This window comes from Paenibacillus sp. J23TS9 (genome assembly GCF_018403225.1).
GTDB lineage: Bacteria > Bacillota > Bacilli > Paenibacillales > Paenibacillaceae > Paenibacillus_AQ.
Window position 1 is genome coordinate 120,270 of sequence record NZ_BOSG01000007.1, and the last position, 7,712, is coordinate 127,981.

Genomic DNA, 7,712 nt, shown 5'->3' on the forward strand with positions numbered 1-7,712 from the left:
ATCCCAAGTTCCAATTTAGATTGTTTATCAGTAAATTAGTTTGTTCCTGTGTCTCCCGAATCATTGGAAGAGTCCTGAGTGTTCCCGGGTTCATCCGGGGTGGATCCTCCGTTCTCTTCGGTTCCCGTTCCAGGGAGACTTCCCTGGTTTTGGTTTTGATTTTTATCCTTGCCTTTTCCGTCTGTTCCGGTCTCCGGAGTGGTTGTCGTAGGTGCAGTAGGATTCTCCTTCACCTCAACCGTAGCGGTAAGCGGGCTTCCCTGGTCAAGGCGGGAAATATAACGCGGCAGAACAACCTGAAGTGTAACTTCATGCGTTCCCGGCTTCAAGTTCCCCACGCTTGCGATCAACTGGATATCGTCTTTGGTCAGACTGTTCAGCAGCCCCGGGGCCCCGTTGAGTGTTAGGGACATCATACGGCTCGCCGGAGTAATAATATTAGCCTGAAGGTCGCTGCTGTCATCGTTTTTGATCGTGATCGGGATGTCATTGATGACCCGCTGTGAATTGGAAACCGTGGTGATTTCCACCTGCAAGGAGCTAGGCTCGATTTTCTCAAAACCAGAAGGTGCCGTCAAGTCCACAGGAAGAACTATAGTTCCGGCCTGCGTGATCTGGCTTAAATCCACACTAATATTCGTATAGGACTTTACTCCCGCTAGCGCTTCTTGCGATCCGTACAATTTAATCCTGCTCACATTGGACTGGGCTTTGGAGATCACTAATCCTTCAGGCAGCTTTCCCGTATACTGCAGCTCAATCGGTACCTCCTTATAGGGAGGTGAGATAATGACTTCGGCTGTAACCGAAGACGGCTCGAGCACAGCTCCTTCGATTTCCTGCCCCTTCTTGTCATAAGCAATCAGCTTGATCCGCTTCTCCTTCACCGAGCTGTCCTCACCATCAATCGTTACCGTCCCTTGGACCTTGGCGACTTCACGGAGCTCACTCTCTGGAAGTGTCACTTTCACGGTTGCCGGCTGCGGCGTAACCTTTCCAAGCTGGTAACCTTCTGCAGGCATACCTTTGGTCATGATCGTAACCGGGAAAGTCGCCGTATTTCTCTCTTCAATATTTACCGTCACCGCCGATGGCTGAATGTTCACGATCTCCAGCCCTTTAGGAATATCTACACTTAAAGGCAGCGTGCTGGTTCCCACCTTCGCATTGCTGAGATCCAGTTTGATCTTATACTCACCTGAAAATGCAGTGAGTAGATCGGTCTTTTTGCCCTTAATCTCTATGCGGACCCGATCCGTATCCATCGCACTCAAAATATATTTTTTCTCATCCAGCCCATAGGGCTGCACTTTTACATTTTCAATAATCCTTGTATCGATTTTCCCGGTAGGCGTTGGCGTATCATTATTCCAATGGACCATACTCCACAATAAAAAACTGACTGCAAGTGCCAATATCTTCGCGAAATTATTGTTATTAATCCATTTATTCATCTTTATCAGTCCCCTTCCGGCGCCAGAACATCGAGCGCTTTTCTTTAGGGGTAGAATTAGGACGAAGTTCTTCATACAGCTTCGAAATCAGGGATTCTTCCTTGATATCACGTACAACCTGTCCATTGATAGCAAGTGAAATTTGACCTGTTTCTTCAGAGACAACCACCGAAATAGCATCTCCTACCTCACTGATTCCAATAGCTGCACGGTGCCGCGTACCCAGTTCCTTACTAATAAAAGGGTTCTCTGACAGTGGCAAATAACATGCCGCTGCGGCTATCTGGTTATTCTGTACGATGACGGCACCATCATGAAGCGGTGTATTAGGGATAAAGATGTTAATGAGCAGCTGCGAGCTGATCATGGACTGCATCGGAATACCCGACTCTGTGTATTCATTAAGTCCCGTTTGCCGCTCAAAAACAATTAATGCGCCTATCTTTCTGCGTGCTAAATAATTTACGGCTTTAATAACTTCTCCAATCAGCTTGTTGAATTCCTCATCTTCCGCTGACGATCTCCCAAAGATCTTGCCCCGTCCCAGCTGTTCGAGTGCTCTTCGGAGCTCCGGCTGGAAAATGATAAAGATGGCGAAGATGCCAAAGTTAAATATTTGATTCATCAGCCATTTGAGTGTATACAAATCGAACCAGGTGCTTAACGCCCAAATAATCACGAGCACCAGAATCCCTTTCAGCAGCTGAATGGCTCTGGTTCCTCTGACGAGTAAAATGACATGATAAATAATATATGTAACGATCGCAATATCAATAATATCCTTAATGGACTCTTTCCATGTCAAATCAGCAAAATAACTCATACTTAGGCCCCCGCACTTCCCCTTGAATGTTAAATGGGTCTCTATGTAATATAATTTCCCCTATATCTTCTAGGTTATAACGATCAACTTCAGGTTGCAAGCGGCCGAAGCTCTAAAATGGATTAATTTATGCATTCTTCCAACAAAAAGGCGCCTTCTTTCTGGAAAGAGGCGCCGATAAATTCAGTTGCAGCAAAGGTTTATTAACGATAGGCGACATCAGAGAATGCATTTGTTATTTTATACCAAATCCAATCCAGAGCCTGATCAATGTTTTTGACCCTTCCCGAGATATGGGCAGTAGAAGCCTGATACAAAGATCCGTCAATGACAGTCAGGTTCCCGTTCACATCACCGTAGATCTTCGTTTTACCATTCTCTACCGTTAAATTGCCTGCTATGCTTTTTCCTTCAGGGACAATCACTGTGTCTCCTTCAATGATAACCTGATCCAGATCGCTTCCCTTGACCACGAGCTGTGTGTCCTGATCCCAGAAGCTGACAGAACTAATCAGCATCACAATCAGAAAAACAGCCGCCGCTGTAACTGCAGGATGTCTTTTAATCCATCCAAGCCAAGGCTGCTGCCGTTTCTCCTGTGGCAGGGCACTCATGATCCGCTGGGTCAGCTCAAGAGGTGTAGACGGGGCGTGATGGTTCAAGGAGAACATCAGCATATCCGTCTGTTCCAGCTCTTTAAACTGCATCCGACAGTCGGGGCAGGACAACAAATGGGTCTTAAGCTCCATCTGCTGGTCCTTGGACAAGTCGTCGTCTAGATAGTCATGCATTAAAGAGACGGCCAAGTTGCATTCCATATGAGCCAATCCTTTCATTCATATAAATGTATTCAACCCTCTTCCGCTCCAAGGGCATAAGACTTGTTTATCTTGTAATACGCAATGGTTTTTAGAATGTTTCAACAAAATAAATGGAATTTATAATTTGGGCTCCAGTTTTTTGCGTAAAAACTCCCGCCCCCGGTGTACCCGCGTCTTGATTGTTGTAACGGGCATTCCCAAAACATCACTGATCTCCTGCAACGACAAGTCCTGCAAATATCTCAGAATCATGACCGACTTGTACTTGGCCGGCAGGCTGCCAATCGCCTGATAAATGATCTCCTGCGTTTCAGATAGAAGCGTCTCGCTCTCCGGTGTCCGGTTATCGCTGGGAATCATTGAATAACCATCCATGCCCTCTTGATCATTCATCTCTGCATCCAGCGAATATGTAGGCTTCTTCTTCCTCAGCCGGTCGATGCATAAATTGGTAGCGATTCTGTAGATCCATGTTGAAAATTTTTGATTCGGGTCATACCTGTCCAAATTTTTATATACACGTAAAAAAGTCTCCTGTACAATATCCTCCGCCTCATGGCGGTTCCCCAGCATCCTGTAGGCCAAATGATATATTTTATCCTTGTATAGCTCTACAATCTCTGCAAAGGCACGCTGGTCCCCTTTGAGAGCCAGCTTCGTTAACCTGTTTTCTATATTATCCACCAATATATTCCCCCAGACTTGCTGATGGGTAATGATCTTTTTTCACATCATTCAAATCGTAATTCAACTTCCGGAAAAATGCAAGACAACCACCCATAAAGACAACAAAAAAAGGAAAGCCATGGCTTCAACAAATTGAATCCCGGCTTTCCCCTATTTGGCGTTCCTATGATGTCAGTATAGCAAAAGTATCAGCCTGTATTCCGGAGACCTGCAGCAATTCCGTTGATGGTGAGGAGTACCTCACGCAGCAATTCAGCGTTGTCTTCATCCTTTTCACGCAGTCCGCGAAGCTCACTTAGGAGCTGAACCTGCAGATAACTCAGTGGATCGACATATGGATTGCGCAAACGGATGGATTCCTGAATGACAGGGACATTATCCAGAATTTCCTTTTGCCCGGTGATCTGGAGAATCAGCTCTGAAGTGAGCTTGAATTCTTGTTCGATCAGATTGAAAATACGCTGACGCGCTTCATCATCTTTGGACATATTCGCATATTCATGGGCAATAACCATATCTGCTTTTGCAATCGCCATTTGAAGAGAATCGATTAATGAAGTAAAGAATGAGAATTTCTCATACATTTCCTGCATAATCTTGAGGTTCTCTTCCTTGTTCTGATAAAAGTTCTGAAGGCCCGTTCCCGCAGCATACCAGGCTGGCAGCAGGAAGCGGCTTTGCGTCCAAGAGAACACCCATGGAATCGCACGGAGATCCTCGAAACGGTCACTGTTCTTCCGCTTGGAAGGACGTGAGCCAATGTTCAGCTCTCCGACTTCAGGAAGCGGTGTAGACTCTTTGAAGAAGGACAGGAAGTCCGGATCTCTGAAAATCAAATCCTGGTACTTTTTGCGGGATACTTCCGACATTTCTCTAACAATATCATCCCAGTATGCTTCGCTTGAATCGTCCCCCTGCGGAGTCTGGTTATTGATAGCCGCTGTAATCAACGCCGATGTGGCTTGATCCAGACTGCGGTAAGCAATCCCTTTAAGGGAATAACGGGATGAGATAACCTCTCCCTGTTCCGTAATCTTGATACCTCCGCCGATCGTTGATGCCGGTTGAGCCAGAATCGAGCGGTTCAGCGGCATGCCACCGCGTCCGAGAGCACCACCGCGTCCATGGAAGAACTTCAGCTTGATATCAAACTCGTCAGCCACAGCTGTCAGTTCCTTCAAGGCTACGCGCAGCTCCCAGTTCGCTGTTACTGCACCGCCATCTTTGTTACTGTCCGAATAGCCAAGCATAATTTCCTGCAGATCATTTCTAGCAGCAATGCTTTGACGGTAAATCGGCAATTGAAACAGTCTCTTCATGATTTCCGGAGCGGCATGCAGATCCTCAATGGTCTCAAAGAGAGGTACGGATTGCAATGTGCAGTCAACTGTACCGTCACTGTTTTGGCGGAACAAGCCAACCTCTTTTGCAAATACCATGACTTCCATGATATCACTTGCACCCTCAGCCATACTGATCAGGTAGCTCGTAATACACTCTGGACCATACTCCTGCTGGGCTTTATACACCGTACGGAATACGTCAAGACACTCTTTAGTGCTCGCGCTATATTGATGATAATTCGATGTAATTGGTCTTGGTTCATTGAGGAGTTTGGACAAAAGCTCAATCTTCTCCTCTTCAGACAGCTTCGAATAGTCAGGCGTAATATCCACCTGCGCCAAAACCTCTTTCATCGCATTTTCATGCTCCTGACTGTGTTGGCGGATATCCAAAGCGGCTGTATGAAAACCAAACAGCTCAACCTGACGGATTAATTTCTGTATATATGTGTCAGCGACATAGTCAGCGTAATGAAAACGCAAGCTGCGGTCGATGACTTTTAAATCTTCGATAAACTCTGCAGGTGAATTATAGGCCTCAGGAGTACCCTTCTTGCCTTCATCAGCCACATTGCTCATTTTCTCCATCATGTAGACAAGCTTGATCCGGTAAGGTTCCTTCTCGTTATGCCACACTCTGCGTTTCGTGACCTCAACGTTGGCATGGTCATTGGCAATTGACTGAACAAGCTCGTCGGATACTTCTACAATGGAGGTACTAAAGCTCAAATATTGCATATACTCGGATAAAATCCGCTGGTATTCACGAATCGCCAGCTTACGCTGCAATCGAAGCGTCTCCCAGGTAATCTCTGCAGTTACGGACGGATTCCCGTCACGGTCCCCACCAATCCATGAGCCAAAGCGCAAGTATGTAGGCACATGCCAATTATGGCCTGGATAATATTTATTCAAGCACCGCTCCAGCTCCTGGTATACTTCAGGCAGTACATGGAACAGCGTTTCATGGAAATAGTACATTCCGTTTCTGACTTCGTCGAGTACCGTTGGTTTCCCGTCTCTAAGTTCATCCGTTTGCCATAGGGTAATGACCTCGTTCAGCAGCTTCTCGCGAAGCTGTTCGCGTTCACGGAAGGTCAGGGTCGGGTTATCCAGCAGCATAACATCCTCGGAGATCCGTTTATGAATGTCAAGAATGGCTCTGCGCATGGCTTCCGTCGGATGGGCTGTCATTACCAGCTCAAGAGAAAGACTCTCAATAATCTCCTGCACTTCATCATACGTGAAATTGCGATCCTTCAAATCCTGAACCGCACTTTCAATGGAGCCCGGCTGTACCGTTTCACCGGCTGACCGTTCATAATCGCGTTTACGACGAATCCGGTGGTTTTGCTCTGCAATATTCACCAATTGGAAATAGATCGCAAAAGCTCTGATCACCTGATGGCGAATATCCGGCTCGAGTGTTTTAATAATTTCCTTGAAATCTTCATACAATTCAGGTAAAAAAACAGAGCGTAATGACTTGCTGGTCTCACGAATCTTTTCAACAATATCCAGAAGCTCATTGCCGCCCTGATGGACAAGCACTTCACCGAGTATATTTCCCAAGAATCGCACATCACGCCGCAGAAGGTTGTTTGAATTGCTCTTATTTGCGGTAACCGTAAGTTCAGTCATGCTACTCCTCTCATCTCCATCCCGTTTGTATTGCTATCTCTTTTGTAACGCTTTCTAAACATCATACAACAAAATCAATCGAAAATCTGCACTTTTCTACGATAAAGCGAAAAAATCTTATATGGAATAAATACACGCCTTCTGTATTTATATGCATCCATCATCGACAAGATATTATATATAAGCTTGCAAATGCTGAACAATTCCGCCAACTACTATACATAATAAATCCAGATTACAACTAAATATTCAGTGAGCTTTCCTCACATCCAAAATATACCTTGGGGATAGCAGCCAGGGATACGTTAACTTTGCTTCGTTCCGTGTTATCTATTTACCCAATGTAGCTTGCTTCTGATTCACAGAAGTTAACCATACACTGAAGAAATTTATTACCAGATAGAGAAAATAAAAAAGGTCGGCTTACATACTCACTGAGCAGCAGGCATTGTTTAGCGGAAGTTTTTCTTTCGAGATCAGGATTGGCTATCGCGGCGATTCCTTACTTCATATGACTATACAAAAAAAAGCCTTTCGGCTTTTGTATGTAATCATATGGAGCGGGTGATGGGAATCGAACCCACGCTATCAGCTTGGAAGGCTGAAGTTCTACCATTGAACTACACCCGCATTAAATAAAGAATCGGGATGACACGATTTGAACATGCGACCCCCTGGTCCCAAACCAGGTGCTCTACCAAGCTGAGCTACATCCCGATAATTAAAATATAAATGGCGCGCCCTAAGAGATTCGAACTCCTGGCCTTTTGATTCGTAGTCAAACGCTCTATCCAGCTGAGCTAAGGGCGCAAATATTGGAGCGGACGACGGGAATCGAACCCGCGACCCTCGCCTTGGCAAGGCGATGCTCTACCGCTGAGCCACGTCCGCATAAACATGGTGCGCGTGGAGGGACTTGAACCCCCACGTCAAAGACGCTAGA

The 7,712-nt window shown here is 45.8% G+C and carries 5 protein-coding genes and 4 tRNA genes; all 9 read right to left on the reverse strand.

All coding sequences use genetic code 11. From position 1 onward, the window contains the following. Window positions 1–35: 35 nt before the first annotated feature. The 9 genes from KJS65_RS28030 to KJS65_RS28070 all read right to left on the reverse strand — a co-directional run bounded on the left by KJS65_RS28030 (window position 36) and on the right by KJS65_RS28070 (window position 7,660). Entirely contained in the window at window positions 36–1,454 is a 1,419-nt protein-coding gene (locus KJS65_RS28030) for a CdaR family protein (RefSeq protein ID WP_213653110.1), read from the reverse strand. Beyond that, window positions 1,447–2,277 (reverse strand): diadenylate cyclase CdaA, encoded by an 831-nt coding sequence (gene cdaA / locus KJS65_RS28035; protein WP_136609062.1) that lies wholly within the window; start codon window positions 2,275–2,277, stop codon window positions 1,447–1,449. The genes KJS65_RS28030 and cdaA overlap by 8 nt, the downstream gene beginning before the upstream one ends. Before the next feature lie 203 nt (window positions 2,278–2,480). Then, window positions 2,481–3,095 carry an anti-sigma factor family protein gene (locus KJS65_RS28040; protein WP_213653111.1) on the reverse strand — a complete coding sequence of 205 codons (615 nt, stop codon included), beginning with the start codon at window positions 3,093–3,095 and terminating at the stop codon, window positions 2,481–2,483. A 120-nt stretch (window positions 3,096–3,215) separates the two neighbouring features. Beyond that, window positions 3,216–3,782, reverse strand: a complete 567-nt coding sequence (gene sigW / locus KJS65_RS28045; RefSeq protein ID WP_213653112.1) for an RNA polymerase sigma factor SigW — start codon at window positions 3,780–3,782, stop codon at window positions 3,216–3,218. Between the two features lie 191 nt (window positions 3,783–3,973). Next, window positions 3,974–6,769, reverse strand: a complete 2,796-nt coding sequence (gene ppc / locus KJS65_RS28050; protein WP_213653113.1) for a phosphoenolpyruvate carboxylase — start codon at window positions 6,767–6,769, stop codon at window positions 3,974–3,976. A 556-nt stretch (window positions 6,770–7,325) separates the two neighbouring features. Next, window positions 7,326–7,399: transfer RNA gene (locus KJS65_RS28055), tRNA-Gly, on the reverse strand. 13 nt (window positions 7,400–7,412) lie between these two features. Further along, window positions 7,413–7,486: transfer RNA gene (locus KJS65_RS28060), tRNA-Pro, on the reverse strand. A gap of 16 nt (window positions 7,487–7,502) precedes the next feature. Then, window positions 7,503–7,579, reverse strand: a tRNA-Arg gene (locus KJS65_RS28065). 6 nt (window positions 7,580–7,585) lie between these two features. After that, window positions 7,586–7,660: transfer RNA gene (locus KJS65_RS28070), tRNA-Gly, on the reverse strand. Window positions 7,661–7,712 lie beyond the last annotated feature (52 nt).

Bases quoted from the DNA above. Each gene is read 5' to 3' on its own strand.
- KJS65_RS28030 (WP_213653110.1), bottom strand. From the start codon at position 1,454: ATGAATAAATGGATTAATAACAATAATTTCGCGAAGATATTGGCACTT.
- cdaA (WP_136609062.1), bottom strand. From the start codon at position 2,277: ATGAGTTATTTTGCTGATTTGACATGGAAAGAGTCCATTAAGGATATT.
- KJS65_RS28040 (WP_213653111.1), bottom strand. From the start codon at position 3,095: ATGGAATGCAACTTGGCCGTCTCTTTAATGCATGACTATCTAGACGAC.
- ppc (WP_213653113.1), bottom strand. From the start codon at position 6,769: ATGACTGAACTTACGGTTACCGCAAATAAGAGCAATTCAAACAACCTT.